The 17,116-nt window shown below is 68.0% G+C and carries 16 protein-coding genes; 4 read left to right on the top strand and 12 right to left on the bottom strand.

Going from position 1 to position 17,116, the window contains the following annotated elements; all coding sequences use genetic code 11:
* Positions 1 to 61 precede the first annotated feature (61 nt).
* Together MPE_RS22810 and MPE_RS14095 are read left to right on the top strand one after the other, a co-directional pair.
* The gene (locus MPE_RS22810; RefSeq protein ID WP_011830378.1) at positions 62 to 1,057 is read left to right on the top strand and encodes an HD-GYP domain-containing protein; all 996 of its coding nucleotides are present in this window, start codon (positions 62 to 64) and stop codon (positions 1,055 to 1,057) included.
* Between the two features lie 46 nt (positions 1,058 to 1,103).
* The gene (locus tag MPE_RS14095; protein ID WP_231497552.1) at positions 1,104 to 1,568 is read left to right on the top strand and encodes a CreA family protein; all 465 of its coding nucleotides are present in this window, start codon (positions 1,104 to 1,106) and stop codon (positions 1,566 to 1,568) included.
* A gap of 46 nt (positions 1,569 to 1,614) precedes the next feature.
* On the opposite strand, the gene fba is transcribed toward MPE_RS14095, so the two are convergent.
* The 12 genes from fba to MPE_RS14035 form a co-directional block, all read right to left on the bottom strand.
* Positions 1,615 to 2,652: a class II fructose-bisphosphate aldolase gene (gene fba, locus MPE_RS14090; RefSeq protein ID WP_011830376.1), complete on the bottom strand. Its 1,038-nt coding sequence runs from the start codon at positions 2,650 to 2,652 to the stop codon at positions 1,615 to 1,617.
* Positions 2,653 to 2,705: 53 nt separating this feature from the next.
* Positions 2,706 to 3,887: a phosphoglycerate kinase gene (locus MPE_RS14085; RefSeq protein ID WP_011830375.1), complete on the bottom strand. Its 1,182-nt coding sequence runs from the start codon at positions 3,885 to 3,887 to the stop codon at positions 2,706 to 2,708.
* Between the two features lie 20 nt (positions 3,888 to 3,907).
* Complete coding sequence (gap, locus tag MPE_RS14080; RefSeq protein WP_011830374.1) at positions 3,908 to 4,927, bottom strand: type I glyceraldehyde-3-phosphate dehydrogenase; 1,020 nt, start codon at positions 4,925 to 4,927, stop codon at positions 3,908 to 3,910.
* A 51-nt stretch (positions 4,928 to 4,978) separates the two neighbouring features.
* Positions 4,979 to 7,057: a transketolase gene (gene tkt, locus MPE_RS14075; protein WP_011830373.1), complete on the bottom strand. Its 2,079-nt coding sequence runs from the start codon at positions 7,055 to 7,057 to the stop codon at positions 4,979 to 4,981.
* A 70-nt stretch (positions 7,058 to 7,127) separates the two neighbouring features.
* Positions 7,128 to 8,006 carry a phosphoribulokinase gene (locus MPE_RS14070; protein WP_011830372.1) on the bottom strand — a complete coding sequence of 293 codons (879 nt, stop codon included), beginning with the start codon at positions 8,004 to 8,006 and terminating at the stop codon, positions 7,128 to 7,130.
* 45 nt (positions 8,007 to 8,051) lie between these two features.
* The gene (locus MPE_RS14065) at positions 8,052 to 9,125 is read right to left on the bottom strand and encodes a class 1 fructose-bisphosphatase (protein ID WP_011830371.1); all 1,074 of its coding nucleotides are present in this window, start codon (positions 9,123 to 9,125) and stop codon (positions 8,052 to 8,054) included.
* A 10-nt stretch (positions 9,126 to 9,135) separates the two neighbouring features.
* Complete coding sequence (locus MPE_RS14060) at positions 9,136 to 9,828, bottom strand: HAD-IA family hydrolase (RefSeq protein WP_011830370.1); 693 nt, start codon at positions 9,826 to 9,828, stop codon at positions 9,136 to 9,138.
* Positions 9,825 to 10,529: a ribulose-phosphate 3-epimerase gene (gene rpe / locus MPE_RS14055; RefSeq protein ID WP_011830369.1), complete on the bottom strand. Its 705-nt coding sequence runs from the start codon at positions 10,527 to 10,529 to the stop codon at positions 9,825 to 9,827. Before rpe ends, MPE_RS14060 begins: the two co-directional genes overlap by 4 nt.
* Entirely contained in the window at positions 10,529 to 11,332 is an 804-nt protein-coding gene (locus MPE_RS14050) for an HAD-IA family hydrolase (RefSeq protein ID WP_011830368.1), read from the bottom strand. Before MPE_RS14050 ends, rpe begins: the two co-directional genes overlap by 1 nt.
* Before the next feature lies 1 nt (position 11,333).
* Positions 11,334 to 12,230: a CbbX protein gene (gene cbbX / locus MPE_RS14045; RefSeq protein WP_011830367.1), complete on the bottom strand. Its 897-nt coding sequence runs from the start codon at positions 12,228 to 12,230 to the stop codon at positions 11,334 to 11,336.
* Between the two features lie 26 nt (positions 12,231 to 12,256).
* Positions 12,257 to 12,676, bottom strand: a complete 420-nt coding sequence (locus MPE_RS14040; protein WP_011830366.1) for a ribulose bisphosphate carboxylase small subunit — start codon at positions 12,674 to 12,676, stop codon at positions 12,257 to 12,259.
* Between the two features lie 32 nt (positions 12,677 to 12,708).
* Positions 12,709 to 14,175, bottom strand: coding sequence for a form I ribulose bisphosphate carboxylase large subunit (locus MPE_RS14035; protein WP_041929698.1), 1,467 nt, complete (start codon positions 14,173 to 14,175; stop codon positions 12,709 to 12,711).
* Between the two features lie 164 nt (positions 14,176 to 14,339).
* On the opposite strand from MPE_RS14035, the gene MPE_RS14030 reads away from it, so the two are divergent.
* Together MPE_RS14030 and MPE_RS14025 are read left to right on the top strand one after the other, a co-directional pair.
* Positions 14,340 to 15,329 (top strand): LysR family transcriptional regulator, encoded by a 990-nt coding sequence (locus MPE_RS14030; RefSeq protein ID WP_011830364.1) that lies wholly within the window; start codon positions 14,340 to 14,342, stop codon positions 15,327 to 15,329.
* A gap of 160 nt (positions 15,330 to 15,489) precedes the next feature.
* A complete protein-coding gene (locus tag MPE_RS14025) occupies positions 15,490 to 17,100 on the top strand; it encodes a methyl-accepting chemotaxis protein (RefSeq protein WP_041929697.1) in 1,611 nt (536 codons plus the stop codon).
* Positions 17,101 to 17,116 lie beyond the last annotated feature (16 nt).

Raw genomic sequence — 17,116 nt, 5'->3', positions numbered from 1 at the left:
GTGATCGGCACGGTTACATTTGCGGGTGGACGCTGAGCGTGACACACCGGAGATTCCCCGATTGAACTCGCTGACCTCTTACCCGGAGCCTTCCGAGCCCAGTGCGGCAGCCGGCGACGACCTAGTGTCCCCTTCGCAGGCAGCCCTGCCGTCCGACCTGACCGCGATCCACCACCAGTTGCTCACGCTGTTACGGGCGCCTAGCCAGGAAGGGGCGTGGGTCTCGCTGATCGATGGAGTCGGCCGGCGCATCCGGGCACTGGTCGAGCGCGACGCCGACATGGCGCTCTACCTGCAGGTGCAGAGCGCGCAGCGGGTGCAGGATCACTACAGCAGCCAGCACGCGCTGTTCTGCGCGGTGGTGGTCGACCTGTGCCTCCACCATCTGAACGTCGGGGATGCCGAGCGCCAATCCGCCGCGCTCGCGACGCTGACAATGAACCTCAGCATGATGGAGCTGCAGAACGAGCTGATCCATCGCGAGCGCACTCCGACGCTGGACCAGCGGCGCGTCATCGACGGTCATGCGCAGGCCGGTGCCCAGTTGCTGCGGCAGGTCGGTGTGCAGGATCCGGTCTGGCTCGAGATCGTCGAACTGCACCACACCGATCCGCCGCCGGAGACCGGCTTCGCGGCGCTTAGCCCGACCCAGCGCCTGGCCAGCGTGGTGCGTCGCGTCGATGTCTTCACCGCCAAGATGAGTTCGCGCCGATTCCGGGCCGGGATGCCGGCCACCCTGGCAGCGCGTGCGGCCTGCCTGGGGCCGGACGGGCGGCCCGATGTGGTGGGTTCGGCCGTCATCAAGTCGCTCGGCATGTATCCGCCCGGCAGCTACGTCAAGCTGGCCAGCGGTGAGGTGGCCGTCGTCACGCGGCGCGGCGTCAAGGCGAACGAGCCGGTCGTGGCCAGTCTCGTCGGCCGGGATGGTCGGCCGCTGGCCGCGGCCACACCGCGTGACACGGCCGATCGCAGCCATGCCGTGGCAGGTATCGTGCGGCCGGCCGAAGTCCGCGGACCGGTGCCGCCGGTGCGCGTGGGCGTGTCCGACCGCCTGTGAAACCAGGGCGGCCGCTGTGCGCCGTCAGGAGAGAGCGATGAGAACGATGACCTTCCTGCTGCTGGCCGCGGGGCTCGGTGTGACGGCGAGCGCGAGCTCGCAGCAGGTCGGCGAGGTCGATACCGTGTTCAAGCTGATCGGGCCGGACCACAAGATCGTGGTCGATGCCTACGACGACCCCAAGGTCGCTGGCGTGACCTGCTACGTCTCGCGCGCCAAGACCGGCGGCATCAAGGGAGCCGTCGGCCTGGCCGAGGACAAGGCGGAGGCCTCGATCGCCTGCCGGCAGACCGGCGCCATCAGCTTCCTGAAGCCCCTGCCGGAGCAGGAAGAGATGTTCAGCGAACGCCAGTCGCTGGTGTTCAAGCGCCTGCACGTGGTACGCATGGTCGATCGGGCGCGCAACACCCTGGTCTACCTGACCTATTCCGATCGGGTGATCGAGGGTTCGCCGCAGAACAGCGTCACCGCCGTGCCGATCGACCGGGCGCTGACCATCCCGATCAAATGAAAACGGGGTGCCCTGGGCACCCCGTGACGGCGCGAGCCGATTCAGCTCAGGCGTAGCGTTTCGCGCCGGCTTCCAGCGACACCGGCTTGATCTTCGAGGCCATGCCGGCGCAGCCGAAGGCCTGGAAGCGGTCGACGCACACGTCGCGCGCCGCGGCGGTGGCGTCCTTCAGGAACTTGCGTGGATCGAACTCGCTGCGGTCCTTGCCCATCGCGCGGCGCATCGCACCGGTCATCGCCAGCCGGATGTCGGTGTCGATGTTGACCTTGCGCACACCGAAGCGGATGCCTTCCTGGATCTCCTCGACCGGCACGCCGTAGGTCTCCTTGATGTCGCCGCCGTGCTCGCGGATGATCGCCAGCCATTCCTGCGGCACCGACGACGAGCCGTGCATCACCAGGTGCGTGTTCGGGATGCGCGCGTGGATCGCCTTGATGCGGTCGATCGCGAGGATGTCGCCGGTCGGCTTGCGGCTGAACTTGTAGGCGCCATGGCTGGTGCCGATGGCGATGGCCAGCGCATCGACACCCGTCTTGGCCACGAAGTCGGCCGCCTGCTCCGGGTCGGTCAACATTTGCTCGTGGGTCAGCACGCCTTCAGCGCCGACCCCGTCCTCTTCGCCGGCCATGCCGGACTCGAGTGAACCCAGGCAGCCGAGTTCGCCCTCCACCGACACGCCGATCGCATGCGCCATGTCGACCACGCGGCGCGTCACGTCGACGTTGTACTCGTAGCTGGCCGGCGTCTTGGCATCTTCGAGCAGCGAGCCGTCCATCATCACGCTGGTGAATCCGGAGCGGATCGACTGAATGCATACAGCCGGGCTGGCGCCATGGTCCTGGTGCATCACGATCGGGATGTCGGGGTACATCTCGGCGGCGGCCTCGACCATCTTGCGCAGGAAGGGCTCGCCGGCGTACTTGCGTGCGCCGGCAGAGGCCTGCAGGATCACCGGGCTGTCGGTCTTCTGGGCAGCCTGCATGATGGCCTGGATCTGCTCCAGGTTGTTCACGTTGAAGGCGGGTACGCCATAACCGTGCTCGGCGGCATGGTCGAGCAGCTGTCTCAGGGAAATCATTGCCATGGGTCGGCTCCGGTTGCGGGTTCGTCAGGATCGGGAAGGGGCGGGACGGGGCCTCAGGCGGCGCGGTCCTGGAGCGCCTTCACAGCGGGCAGCGTTCTGCCCTCGAGGAACTCGAGGAAGGCACCGCCGGCGGTGGAGACATAGTCGATGTCCTTGGCCACGTCGAAGCGGTTGATCGCGGCGACGGTGTCGCCGCCACCGGCGATCGAGAAGGCCTGCGATGCGGCGATGGCGGTGGCCAGCGTGCGGGTGCCGTAGGAGAACTGCTCGATCTCGAACACGCCCAGCGGGCCGTTCCACACGATGGTCTTGCAGGGCGCCAGTCGCTCGACGAGGGCCTGCATCGACCGAGGACCGAAGTCGAGGATCAGGTCGTCGGGCCCGACCTCGCTCAGCGCCTTGATCGCCGGGATGGCGTCCTCGGAGAACTCGGTGGCGGTCACCACGTCGATCGGCATGAAGAGCTCGGCGCCGCGCGCGGCGAGCGTCGAGGCCACCTGCGCGGCCGTCTCGACCATGTCCGGCTCGCACAGCGACTTGCCCACCTTCTGCCCCGCGGCCAGCAGGAAGGTGTTGGCCATGCCGCCACCGACCACCAGCAACTCGACCTGGTCGGCCAGCGACTTCAGCACCGACAGCTTGGTCGACACTTTCGAACCGCCGACGATGGCCGCCAGAGGCCGGGCCGGCCGAGCCAGTGCGCGTCCGAGCGCGTTCAGCTCCGACGCCATCAGCGGGCCGGCGCAGGCCACCGGGGCAACGCGCGCCAGGGCTTCCGTCGTGGCCTCGGCGCGGTGGGCGGTGCCGAAGGCGTCGTTCACATAGACATCGCACAGTTCGGCCATGCGCAGCGCCAGCTCGCGCGAGTTGGCCTTTTCGCCCACATTGGCGCGGCAGTTCTCCAGCATCACGGCCTGCCCGGGGGTGACGTCGAAAGGCCGTGCGAGCCAGTCGCCGACCAGCGGCACCTCGCGGTCGAGCAGTTCACCGACACGGCGCGCTACCGGTGCGAGCGAGTCGGCCGGCGTCAGTGCGCCCTCGCCGGGTCGACCGAGGTGCGAGGCGAGCATGACGCGCGCCCCCTGGGTCAGCGCGTGGCGGATGCCGGGGATGCTGGCGCGGATGCGGGTGTCGTCGGTGATGCGACCGGCGGCATCGAGCGGCACGTTGAAGTCGCAGCGGATGAACACCCGCTGGCCGCGCAGGTTGATCTGGTCCAGGGTCATGAAGGCCATGTCGCGCTCCGCGTTCGCCTTCAGGCCCGGGCCATCGCCAGGGCGGTGTCGAGCATGCGGTTGCTGAAGCCCCACTCGTTGTCGTACCAGGCGCAGACCTTCACGAGCCGACCCGAGACCTTGGTGCAGCTCGCGTCGAACACGCTGGAGCGCGCGTCGTGATTGAAGTCCATCGACACCAGCGGCTCGTCGGTGTAGCCCAGCACGCTGGCCAGCGGGCCCGTGGCCGCGGCCGTCTTCATCAGCGCGTTGACCTCGTCGACGCTGGTATCGCGTTGGGCAGTGAACACCAGATCGACCAGCGAGACGTTGATGGTCGGCACGCGCACCGCGAAGCCGTCGAGTCGGCCAGCCAGTTCGGGCAGCACCAGGCCCACCGCTGCGGCGGCGCCGGTCTTGGTGGGGATCATCGACTGCGTGGCGCTGCGCGCGCGGCGCAGGTCCTCGTGGTACACGTCGGTCAGCACCTGGTCGTTGGTGTAGCTGTGCACCGTGGTCATCAGGCCGTTGGCGATGCCGATGCCGTCGTTGAGCACCTTGGCCACCGGTGCCAGGCAGTTGGTGGTACAGGAGGCGTTCGACACCACGGTGTGCCCGGCCCGCAGCACGCCGTGGTTGACGCCGTAGACGACGGTCGCATCCACGTCGGCGCCGCCGGGCGCGCTGATCAGCACCTTCCTCGCCCCGGCGGCCAGGTGAGCCCCGGCCTTGGCCTTGCTGGTGAAGAGCCCTGTGCACTCCATGACGATGTCGATGCCGTGCTGCTTCCAGGGCAGTTCGGCGGGGCTGCGGATCGAGCTGACGTGGATGCGATGCCCATCCACCACCAGGTCCGATCCCTCGTGGCTGACCGGCAGGCCGAAGCGACCGTGCACGGTGTCGAAGCGGGTCAGGTGGGCGTTGGTCTGGGCATTGCCCAGATCGTTGATCGCGACGATCTCGATGTCGCGTGCCGCGCCGGTGCGCTTGGATTCGAACAGCGCGCGGAGAACGTTCCGGCCGATGCGGCCATAGCCGTTGATGGCGATGCGTGTGGTCAAGGCAGCCTCTTCGTGAAATGGGAGTGAAGGGGAGAGGGGGGCGGGAACGGCTCAGTTGGACGACAGCACGGCGTTCAGTTCGGTGCCGAACTCGCTGTCGGCCGCGATGGCGCCTTGCGGACGGACCAGCTGTCGCGCGCGCTCGGCGGCGGCCTCGGCCGTGAGTCCGAACAACTTGAACAATTGCGCGGCCGGCGCCGATTCGCCGAAGCGGTCGAGACCGATCACGTCGCCACGCTCGCCCACGTACTTCCACCACAGACCGGTGCTGCCAGCCTCGATCGCCAGACGCGGCAGGTGACGCGGGATCACCGCGCTGCGGTAGGCGGCGTCCTGGCGATCGAAGGCGTCGAGGCAGGGCACCGACACGACGCGCGCGGGGATGCCGTCAGCGGCCAGCAGCGCGGCGGCCTGCAGTGCGATGCCGATCTCCGAGCCGCTCGCCAGCAGCGCGACGCGCTCGCCCTCGGGGCGTCGCAGCACGTAGGCACCGCGCGCGATGTTCTCGATGCGTTCGCGCCCGTCACCGCCGTGTGGCAGGGCCTGGCGCGACAGCAGCAGGCAGCTGGGGCCGTCGTCGCGCCGCAGCGACTGGCGCCACGCGACGGCCGTCTCGGTCGCGTCGGCCGGGCGCCAGACGTCGACGTTGGGGATCAGCCGCAGGCTCGACGCATGCTCGATCGGCTGATGGGTCGGGCCGTCTTCGCCGAGACCGATGGAGTCGTGCGTGAAGACGTAGACGACCGGCAGGTGCATCAGCGCCGACATGCGGATGGCATTGCGCGCATAGTCGGCAAAGGTCAGGAACGTACCGCCGAAGGGCCGGTATCCGCCGTGCAGCGCCACGCCGTTCATGATGGCGGCCATGCCGAACTCGCGCACGCCGTAGTGCACGTGGTTGCCGGTGCCGCGCCCCTTGAGCGGACGGTGGCCCTTCCAGTCCGTGAGGTTGGAGCCGGTCAGGTCGGCCGAGCCGCCCAGCAGCTCGGGCATGGCTGGTCCCACCTCCTGCAGCACGTCTTGCGAGGCCTTGCGGGTGGCCACGGCGGCATGCCGGGCCTCTGCGCCCTCGATCGCCGACGCCAGTGCAGCCTCGGTCCTGTGGTCGAGTGCGGGCGTCGCGGACAGCCTGCGCAGCAGTTCCGCGGCCAGTTCGGGATAGGCCTTCGCATAGGCGCCGAATCGGTCGTTCCAGTCGCGCCGCCGGCGAGCGCCGGGCTCCAGCGCCGACCAGGCCTGCTCGATCGCTTCGGGGATATCGAACGGCGCCGCCGTCCAGCCCAGTGCCTGGCGCGTCAGCGCGATCTCGGCCTCGCCCAGCGCCTCGCCGTGAGCCTTGGCGGTGCCGGCGCGATTCGGCGAACCCTGGCCGATGCGCGTCTTGCAGCACACCAGCACGGGCTTGTCGGAGGCCTGGGCCTGCGCGATGGCACGGTCGAGCGCCGCGAAGTCGTGTCCGTCGACATCCCGCAGCACCGTCCAGCCGTAGGCCTCGAAGCGGCCCGGCGTGTCATCGGAGAACCAGCCCTTCACGTCGCCGTCGATCGAGATGCCGTTGTCGTCGTAGAAGGCGATCAGCTTGTTCAGCTGCCAGGTGCCGGCCAGCGAACAGGCCTCGTGGCTGATGCCTTCCATCAGGCAGCCGTCGCCGAGGAAGACGTAGGTGCGGTGATCGATCACCGCATGGCCCGGGCGGTTGAACTCGTCGGCCAGCAGCTTCTCGGCCAGTGCCATGCCGACGGCATTGCTGATCCCCTGGCCCAACGGGCCGGTGGTGGTTTCGACACCGGGCGTGACGTCGATCTCGGGGTGGCCCGGCGTGCGCGAGTGCAGCTGGCGGAAGCGCTTGAGCTCGTCGATCGGCAGGTCGTAGCCACTCAGGTGCAGCAGCGCGTACAGCAGCATCGACCCGTGGCCGTTCGAAACGACGAAGCGGTCGCGGTCGATCCACTTCGGATCGGCCGGGTCGTGCTTCAGGTGGTGACGCCAGAGCGCCTCGGCGATATCGGCCATGCCCATCGGCATGCCGGGATGGCCGGAATTGGCTGCCTGCACGGCGTCCATCGCGAGGGCGCGGATGGCATTGGCGCATTGGCTGCGCAGGGCCAGGGTGTCGGGTGTCGCGTTCATGGGGGAGCCCGGGGATGAGGTTCTTGGGGGTCGCGCCGATGGCGGGGCGGCACGATGCGCCGCGCTGCGATCAGGCCGCCAGCCGCTTCTTGCGCCGCTCGATCAGGCGCATCACCATTGGCGTGAAGATCAGCTGCATCGCCAGCTCCATCTTCCCGCCCGGTACAACGAGCGTGTTGGCGCGCGACATGAAGGAGTCGTGCAGCATGCTCAGCAGGTAGGGGAAGTCGAATCCGCGCGGGTCGGCGAAGCGGATCACGACCAGGCTTTCGTCCGCCGTCGGGATGGTGCGGGCGATGAACGGGTCGGAGGTGTCGACCACCGGCACGCGCTGGAAGTTGATGTGGGTGCGCGTGAACTGCGGACAGATGTAGTGCACGTACTCGTGCATGCGGCGCAGGATCACGTCGGTGACGGCCTCGGTCGAGTAGCCGCGCGCGTTCCGGTCGCGGTGCAGCTTCTGGATCCATTCGAGGTTGATGACCGGCACCACGCCGATCAGCAGGTCGGCATGCCGGGCGATGTCGACCTTGTCGGTCTTCACCCCGCCATGCAGCCCCTCGTAGAACAGCAGTTCGCTGTCCGGCAGCGTCTCCCAGGGGGTGAAGGTGCCGGGCTCCTGCTTGTAGGGGGCTGCCTCCTCGGCGTTGTGCAGGTACTTGCGCGCCTGGCCCGTGCCGGATTCGCCGTAGCCGCGGAACAGTTGCTCGAGTTCGGCGAACAGGTTGGCATCTTCGCCGAAGTGGCTGAAGTGCGGGTTGCCGGCGGTCTCGTGTTCCGCCATCGCCGCCTTCATCGCCTTGCGGTCATAGCGGTGGAAGCTGTCGCCCTCGATGATGACGGAGCGGATGCTTTCGCGGCGGAAGATGTTCTCGAAGGTGCGGGTCACCGACGTGGTGCCTGCACCCGACGAGCCGGTGATGGCGATGATGGGATGCGATGCGGACATGGCTGCGCCTATGAAGAAGGAGAAGAACGGGCGGCGGTTGCCGTGTCAGCCGGCTTCCGCGAACAGGCCGCGCTTGCCGAACAGCGGCGAGTTGTAGGGGGTCGGAGGTTCGTCGCGGTGGTAGGCCTCGATGCGGGCCACCTCCTCGGTCGAGCCGAACACGAAGCCGATGCGCTGATGGATGTCTTCCGGCTGCACCTCCAGCAGGCGCTTGCGGCCTGTGCTCGCCATGCCGCCGGCCTGCTCGATCAGGAAGGAGATCGGGTTGGCCTCGTAAAGCAGGCGCAGTCGGCCGGCCTTGTTCGGATCTTTGCTGTCACGCGGGTAGAGGAAGACACCGCCGCGCATCAGGATGCGGTGGGTCTCGGCGACCAGCGACGCGATCCAGCGCATGTTGAAGTCGGTGCCGCGCGGGCCGGTGCTGCCGGCCAGGCACTCGTCGACGTAGCGCTTGACGGCCGGCTCCCAGAAGCGGCTGTTCGACGCGTTGATCGCGAACTCGCGGGTCTTCTCGGGGATGCGAAGGTTCGGATGGCTCAGCACCCACTCGCCGAGCTGCGGGTCGAGCGTGAAGGCGTGCGTGCCGTCGCCCAGCGTCAGCACCAGCATCGTCGACGGCCCGTAGATCGCGTAGCCACCGCAGACCATCGTCGTGCCCGGCTGCAGGTAGTCCTGCGGTTGCGGGTCCTGGCGTGGCTGCGGCGCACGATGGATCGCGAAGATGCTGCCGACGGTGACATTGACGTCGATGTTCGACGAGCCGTCCAGGGGGTCGAACATCAGCAGGTACTTGCCCCGGGCGTACTGCGGCGGCAGCGTGTACGGCGCCTCCAGCTCCTCGGACACCATGCCGGCCACGTGCCCGCCCCATTCGGTGGCGCGCAGGAACATCGTGTTGCTCAGCACATCGAGCGTCTTCTGCTCCTCGCCCTGCACGTTGCCGGAGCCGGCGCTGCCCAGCACGCCGGCCAGTCCGCCGAACGCCACCTTGCGCGAGATCGCCTTGCAGGCGAGCGACACGTCGGTGATCAGTGCATTGAGCTCCCCGGTCGCGGCGGGGTGCTTGCGCCGTTCCTCGATGAGGAACTGCGTGAGGGTCGACTTTCCTCCAGTGGGCATGACGGTCTCCTTAGGTGTTCTGGGCGCAGGGGGCGGACTGCAGGTGCAGTCGGGCCGCCAGCTGCGCCGGCGTCGCCACGCGCCAGGCGTCGAGGGTCTCGGGCACGGTCAGGTGGCCGTAGCCCCACTGCACCAGCGCGGCCTGGGCGCCCGCCGCGTGGGCCGCTCGCAGATCGAGGATGCTGTCGCCCACCATCAGCAGGCGACCCGTCGAGACGCCGAGCTGGTCTGCCGCGTTTTCCAGCAGCAGTGGCGAAGGCTTGCGTTGCGCCTTCGTGTCGGCGCCGTGCACGGTGGCGAAGCAGTCCAGCAGCCCGGCAGCCTCCAGCACGGCACGGGCGAGCCGGGTCGGCTTGTTGGTCACGACGGCGAGTGGTCGGTGCGGCTTCAGCTGCGCCAGCAGCTCGGCGATGCCGTCGTAGACCTGGCCATGCTGCAGCGGCGCCGCGAGCGTGGCGCGATCGAATGCGGCGCGCACGCGCGGCGTCAGCAGCGCGGTGCTGACCGCGTCGAGGTCCTGCGCATTCATCGCTCGCGCGATGAGCGCGTCCGGGCCGTCGCCGATCCAGCCGCGCACGCGGGCGAGATCGAAGCGCTGCAGGCGCACCTCGTCCAGGCCGGCATTCAGCGCGTGCGCAATGTCGGGTGCGCTGTCGACCAGCGTGCCGTCGAGGTCGAAGGCGATGGCGTCGAAGTTCATCATGTCGCCCCGTCGCCCGCCATGCGGTTCGATGCGCGTTGCCCCAGGCGGGCGTTGTCGCGGATGCCGGCGATCGCGTGGGCGTAGCTGGCGCTGTTGAACACCGCCGAGCCGGCGACCAGCGTGTCGGCCCCGGCGGCGCCGACACGCTGGGCGTTGTCGACCTTCACGCCGCCGTCGACCTCGAGCCACACATCGCGGCCGCTGCGATCGATCAGCCGGCGCACAGCTTCGATCTTCGGCAGCGTGCCCTCGATGAAGCTCTGGCCGCCGAAGCCGGGGTTGACCGACATCAGCAGCACCAGATCGAGCTGATCCAGGACGTGATCCAGCACGTTCAAGGGCGTGGCCGGGTTCAGCACCAGGCCTGCCTTGATGCCGTGCGAGCGGATCAGCTGGATCGTCCGGTCGACATGCTCGCTCGCCTCGGGATGGAAGGAGATGATGTCGGCGCCGGCCTGCGCGAACATCGGGATCAGCGCGTCGACGGGCTTCACCATCAGGTGCACGTCGATCGGCACCGTGGCGTGCGGCTTGATGGCCTGGCATACCAGCGGGCCGATGGTCAGGTTCGGCACGTAGTGGTTGTCCATCACGTCGAAATGAATCAGGTCGGCACCGGCCTCGATGACGGATCGGACCTCGTCACCGAGACGGGCGAAGTCGGCCGACAGCAGGCTGGGCGCGATGCGGATGGCGCTCATCAGGCGATTCCCCGGTAAAGGGCCTGGACGCTGTCCAGCGGTGCAGCGGGGCGGGCCAGTGCGCACAGTTCGTCGAAACTCAGCCAGGCGGATCTCTGCAGCTGACGGCCGGGCTCGTCGCTCAGGGGCTTCTCGGGGTCGCCGAGGCGCGGCAACACCAGGCCGGCGCTGGTGAAATCGCTGCCCTCGGTCCAGAAGGTCGGTGTGATCACGGTCCACAGGCCGGCCGCGACGGCGGAGCGCAGGCCGTTGGACGAATCCTCGAACGCCACGGCGCGGTCGGCCGTGAGACCGAGCGTTCGCAGCGCGAGCTGGTAGATATCGGGGGCGGGCTTCTTCTGCTTCACCTGGTCGCCACAGGCGATCACACTGAACATCTCCAGTCCGCGAGCGCCGAGGGTCGACTGCAGCAGGGCGTCGACATTGACCGCACTGGTGGTGCTGGCGATCGCGAGACGTCGACCGGCATGCAGGGATTCTTCGAGCAGTCGCGCCACGCCGTCGCGCAGCACGATGCCGCCGTCGTTCACCATCGAGCTGTAGAAGCGCGTCTTCTCGCGGTGGAGGTGCGGCACCAGCTCCAGCAGGCGGCGCCGGTCGGTCGGTGCGATCGGCAGCGACTGGATGTAGCTGGTGATGCGCTCCTTGCCGCCGGTGACGTCGAGCAGGCCGCGGTACTCGGTGCGGCTCCAGCTCCAGCCCAGACCGTAGCGATCGAATGCCAGGTTGAAGGCCACGCGGTGGGCCTCCTCGGTGTCGGCGAGGGTGCCGTCCACGTCGAAGATGAGCGCGTCGATGCCCATGTCAGTCTCCTTCGAGGCTGGCCGTCTCGAACACGCGGCTGGCCAGGATGTCTTGCGCCTGCAGCGTGCAGAGCTGATCGCGCGTCAGCGCGCTGTCATCGTCGAACAGGCGGGTGGCATGGCGCAGCCGGATGCGGTCGAGTGCGTTGCGCACCGAGCGGGCGTTGGCGAAGTGCGGCTGCTGGCGCCGCAGGCCGACATAGCGTGCGAAGGCCGGCTCGGCCTCGTCGTCGAAGCGGTAGTTCAGGCCCTGCAGCATCAGGGTTGCGATCTGCATGAGCTCCGACTCGCTGTAGTCGGGGAAGTCGATGTGGTGCGCGATGCGAGAGGCCATCCCCGGATTGCTGCCGAAGAAGGTGTCCATCCGGTCCTTGTAGCCAGCGAGGATCACCACCAGGTCGTCGCGGTGGTTCTCCATCGTCTGCAGCAGGATCTCGATCGCTTCCTGCCCGTAGTCGCGTTCGTTCTCGGGGCGGTACAGGTAGTAGGCCTCGTCGATGAACAGCACACCGCCCATCGCCTTCTTCAGCACCTCCTTGGTCTTGGGCGCGGTGTGGCCGATGAACTGGCCCACCAGGTCGTCGCGCGTCACCGCGACGAGGTGGCCCTTGCGCACGTAACCCAGTTGCTTCAGCACCGCGGCCATGCGCATCGCCACCGTCGTCTTGCCGGTGCCGGGGTTGCCGGTGAAGCACATGTGCAGCGAAGGGGGCTGCGACTGCAGCCCCTGTTGCTGCCGCAGCTTGTCGATCACCAGCAGCGCGGCGATGTCGCGGATGCGCCCCTTGACCGGCGCCAGACCGACCAACTCGGCATCGAGCTGCTCGAGCAGCGTGCGCACGCCCGAGGCTTCGAACAGCGCACGCGGGGAGGGGGCGGAAGAGGAGGTCTCGTCCATGGCAGCGATCTCGGTGCGCGGCGCGATCAGTAGCGTGCGCCTTCCGCGGCGGCCTGGACCGCGTAGCTCTCGATGCTGTAGCGCAAGGTGCGGCCCGGCTCCTCGGTACGGATCAGGCGGAAACCGGGCTCCTCGCTGGGGCGGTTGATGATGAAAGACAGCACCACCGACTCGGTGCCGTGCGACGAGTCGAACGCGGTCAGGCGGATGTAGTGGTTCGGGAAGGTCTTGCGGCAGCTCTTGACCTCGAGCATGACGCCGGCGGCGTCCTGCACGTCGAACATCGGGTTGCCGAACATCTCCCAGTAGGTGTTGCGGGGATGGGGGTCGTCGGTGTATTCGAGGCCGATGGCCCAGCCCTTGTCGAGGCAGTAGCTGACCTGACGGCTGATCTGCTCGTCGCTCAGGTCGGGCAGGAAGGAGAAGGTGCCTTGTGTGATGCGCATGGGGTACTCCAGGAGGTGCGGGGAGGTCGTGCTCAGGCGACCGACGGCGTGGGCACGTAGTCCGACGTGTCGGTGGACGTGTAGTTGAAGGTGATGTCGCCCCAGGTATCGAGTGCGGCGGCCAGCGGCGTGCAGCTCTTGGCGGCATCGCGCAGGATCTGCGGACCTTCGTTCTTGATGTCGCGGCCTTCGTTGCGCGCCAGCACCATGGCTTCGAGCGCGACGCGGTTGGCGGTGGCACCGGCCTGGATGCCCTGCGGGTGGCCGATCGTGCCGCCGCCGAACTGCAGCACCACGTCGTCGCCGAACAGGTCGATCAGCTGGTGCATCTGGCCGGCGTGGATGCCGCCCGAGGCCACTGGCATCACCTTCTTCAGTGCGCCCCAGTCCTGGTCGAAGAAGATGCCGCGCGGCAGGTCGACCTTGGTGTGCGTGTCGCGGCAGACGTTGTAATAGCCCTGCACGGTGAGCGGGTCGCCCTCGAGCTTGCCGACCGCGGTGCCGGTGTGCAGGTGGTCGACGCCAGCCATGCGCAGCCACTTGGCGATCACGCGGAAGCTCACGCCGTGATTCTTCTGGCGCGTGTAGGTGCCGTGGCCGGCGCGGTGCATGTGCAGGACCATGTCGTTCTGGCGCGCCCAGTTGCTCATGCTCTGGATCGCCGTGTAGCCGACCACCAGGTCGATCATGATGATGACGGAGCCGAGCTCCTTGGCGAACTCGGCGCGGCGGTACATCTCCTCCATCGTGCCGGCGGTGACGTTCAGGTAGCTGCCCTTGACCTCGCCGGTCGCGGCGCTGGCCTTGTTGACCGCATCCATCACGAACAGGAATCGGTCGCGCCAGTGCATGAAGGGCTGCGAGTTGATGTTCTCGTCATCCTTCATGAAATCGAGGCCGCCCTTCAGGCCCTCGTAGACCACGCGGCCGTAGTTGCGGCCCGACAGGCCCAGCTTGGGCTTGGTGGTGGCGCCCAGCAGCGGGCGGCCGAACTTGTCGAGCCGCTCGCGCTCGACGACGATGCCGGTCGGCGGGCCGGCGAAGGTCTTCACGTAGGAGACCGGGAACTTCATGTCCTCCAGGCGTGCGGCCTTCAGCGGCTTGAAGCTGAAGACGTTGCCGATGATCGATGCGGTGACGTTGGCGATCGAGCCTTCCTCGAACAGGCTCAGGTCGTAGGCGACGTAGCAGAAGTACTGTCCCGGGTTGTTGGGCACCGGCTCGACCTTGTAGGCCTTGGCGCGGTACATGTCGCAGGCGGTGAGGCGGTCGGTCCACACCACGGTCCAGGTCGCGGTGCTGGACTCGCCGGCCACCGCGGCGGCGGCCTCGATCGGATCGACGCCGTCCTGCGGCGTGATGCGGAACAGCGCCAGGATGTCGGTGTCCTTCGGCACGTAGTCGCCGTTCCAGTAGCCCATCTGGGCGTACTTCAGGACACCGGCGGCATAGCGCTTCTTGGTGTCGGTGATCTGCGTTGGTTCGTTCATCTTGCCCACGGCACTCTCCTTGCTCGACGGCGGTTTGGTTGGCGGTTCTGCATGCAAGGGCTTGGCGGTACAGGCCTTGCAATGACCTGCCAAACCGTTGATGGACATGAATATACGAACCTGTCTTCACATATAAAAATTAATTATGTTCAGCAAAACATTGGTGTTTGCAAATGCTTAAGAACGCGACGCTGCGCCAGCTTTCGGCATTCCATGCCGTCGCTCGGCTGGGCAGCGTGTCGCGTGCCGCGAGCGAGCTCTACCTGACCCAGCCCGCGGTCTCGATCCAGCTCAAGCTGCTGGAGGAATCGGCCGGGACGCCGCTGCTGCAGCGCGAGGGCCGCGGTGTGCGACTCACGCCGGCGGGCGACCTGATGGCGTCCTATGCGGGCCGCATCCTCGACCTGTGGCGCGACGTCGGCGACGAGATGGCCACGCTGCGAGGCGTGTTCTCGGGCACGCTGCGCGTCGGTGCCGTGACGACCGCTGAATACCTGCTGCCGCCGTTGCTGGTGAGCTTCGCGAACGAGCATCCCAACGTGAAGGTCAAGCTGCGCGTCGGGAACCGCGACGAGATCGTGCGGATGCTCGCGGCCCAGGAGGTCGACCTGGTGATCATGGGCCGCCCGCCCGGAGAGCTGAAGACCGTGGCGACAGCCTTTGCCAAGCACCCGATGGCCTTCATCGCGTCGCCGCGCCACCCGTTGATGGCGCAGCGCAGGCTGACGCTGGCCGATCTGGAGGGTGCCAGCCTGCTGGCACGTGAGCGCGGCTCTGGCACCCGCACGACGCTGGAGCGCCTGTTCAAGGACGAGGCCATCACCTTGCGCATCGGCTCCGAGCTGTCGAGCAACGAGGCCATCAAGCAGATGTGCGTGGCGGGCTTCGGCGTGGCCTTCCTGTCCTTGCACACCTGCCGGCTCGAGCTCGACGCCGATCTGCTGCAACTGCTGCCGCTGGACAGCAACCCTGTCGAGCGTGAGTGGTTCGTGTTGCACCTGGCGTCGCGACAGCTGCCGCAGGTGGCGGTGGCATTCGAGCAGTTCCTGACCGCGCAGGGGCAGCGTCTCATCCATGCCCAGTTGCAGACTTCGGTTGAGCCCAAGCCTCGGGTGGTGGGTCGGCGACCACGCCCGGACCGAGCGGCGCTGGTAACGGACTGATCACTCTGTGTGCCGTGCCGAAAGTCGGCCGGCCGTTCGTCGCGTTCGCTGACCGTGACGCCGACGGGTTCGAAGCTTGCGTGAGGGGCTGCCGCGACCCGACCCCGTCTGTCGGCGGGAGGTGTACCCCACAACAGCGCAAGGCGCGGACGGAGACAGCGTGAATCACAGACCCATCCAGCAGGGCGGCGCCGCCGGCATCGTCTCGGCAGTGCAGCAGGCGCCGCTGATCACCACCACCGACCTGCAGGGCGCGATCAGCTTCGCGAACAAGGCCTTCCTGCAGACCTGCGGCTACGCGATGGAACAGGTGCTCGGTGCACCGCACAGCATCGTGCGGCATCCCGACATGCCACCGAAGGTGTTCGCGGACATGTGGGCGGTTCTCCATGCCGGAAGGCCCTGGACGGGGCTCGTCAAGAACCGCAGCAGCTCCGGCGACGCCTTCTGGGTCAAGGCCAACATCATCCCGATGTTCAAGGACCGGCAGACCGTCGGCTTCACGTCGGTGCAGTGCCCGCCCGCGGATGCCGAGGTCCGTGAGGCGGAGCAGGTCTACGGCCTCTGGCGGGCCGGCGCCGGCGCGCACTACGTGCTGCGCGCCGGGCGCATCGTCGAGACCGGATGGCGCGCGCTCGTCAGGGCCGTGAAGAACCCGCTGGACCTGCCGGTGCAGTGGCGGATGCAGGGTACCGCCGCGATCCTCGCATTGCTGTTCACTCTGCTGCTTGTCGGTGCGCTATGGCCCGATGCGCTGGCCGTGCCGATGGCGATGAGCGGGGGCTGGCGCGTCTGGGCCCTGGTCGGTGGATCGATCGGGCTGATGGCATCGATCGCGGTGGCGGTGTATTTCCTGCAGCGCGTGGTCGCGCCGCTGCGCCAATCGCTCGATGCCGCGATGGCCATCGCCGGCGGCGACATCACGCGGCAGTTCGACGACACGCGAACGGCCGGCGAACTGCTCGAGCTGAATCTCGCACTCGGGCAGATGGTGGCCAAGATGACCGCTGTGCTCGGTGACGCTCGGCTCCACGCCGCCGAGGTCGCTTCGGTGGTCGACGAACTGGCCGACGGCGCGAGCCGCCTCGCCGAGCGCTCGGCGAGCCAGGCCGACGACGTGCAGGCCGTGACGCGCAGCACCGCCGACATCGATGCGCTGAGTCAGCGCAACACCGATGCGGCCACCCAGGCCAGCCGGTCGGCGCACCAGGCCTCCGACGAAGCCGACCAGACCTGCGCCGCTGCCGCCGCCATGCATACCGCCATGCACGACATCACCGCGTGCAGCCGGCGCATCGGCGAGATCAGCCACGTCATCGACGAGATCGCGCTGCAGACCGGCATCCTGGCGCTCAACGCCGCCGCCGCCGCCAGCCGTGCCGGCGAACAGGGCCGCACCTTCAACATCATCGCCGGCGAGGTGCGCACGCTGGCTCAGCGCAGCGGCGCCGCGGCAAGGGAGATCAAGCACCTGGTCGACGAATCCCAGCAACAGACCGGCGTCGGCGAGAAGCTGGCGGCCCAGGTCGGCACACGCATCAATGGCGTGGCTCAGCAGGTGAAGGAGGTCAGCACGATGATCTCGCAGATCAGCCTCGCGGCGCAGGAGCAATGCGCCGGCGTCGAGCACATCAACACGCGGCTGCAGACGTTGGACGCGACCACGCACCAGAACGCCGAGCTCGCGCGCGCCAGCGCCATGTCGAGCGCCGACGCAATCCGCGAAGCGCAGCGGTTGCAGGCTGCGCTGGGCGTGTGGAGCCCCGATTGAGACCGGTGTAGCGCCA

Source organism: Methylibium petroleiphilum PM1, assembly GCF_000015725.1.
GTDB classification, from domain to species: domain Bacteria; phylum Pseudomonadota; class Gammaproteobacteria; order Burkholderiales; family Burkholderiaceae_C; genus Methylibium; species Methylibium petroleiphilum.
Note: the sequence above shows the minus strand (reverse complement) of the source record. Positions and strands in the feature narration are given on the sequence as shown.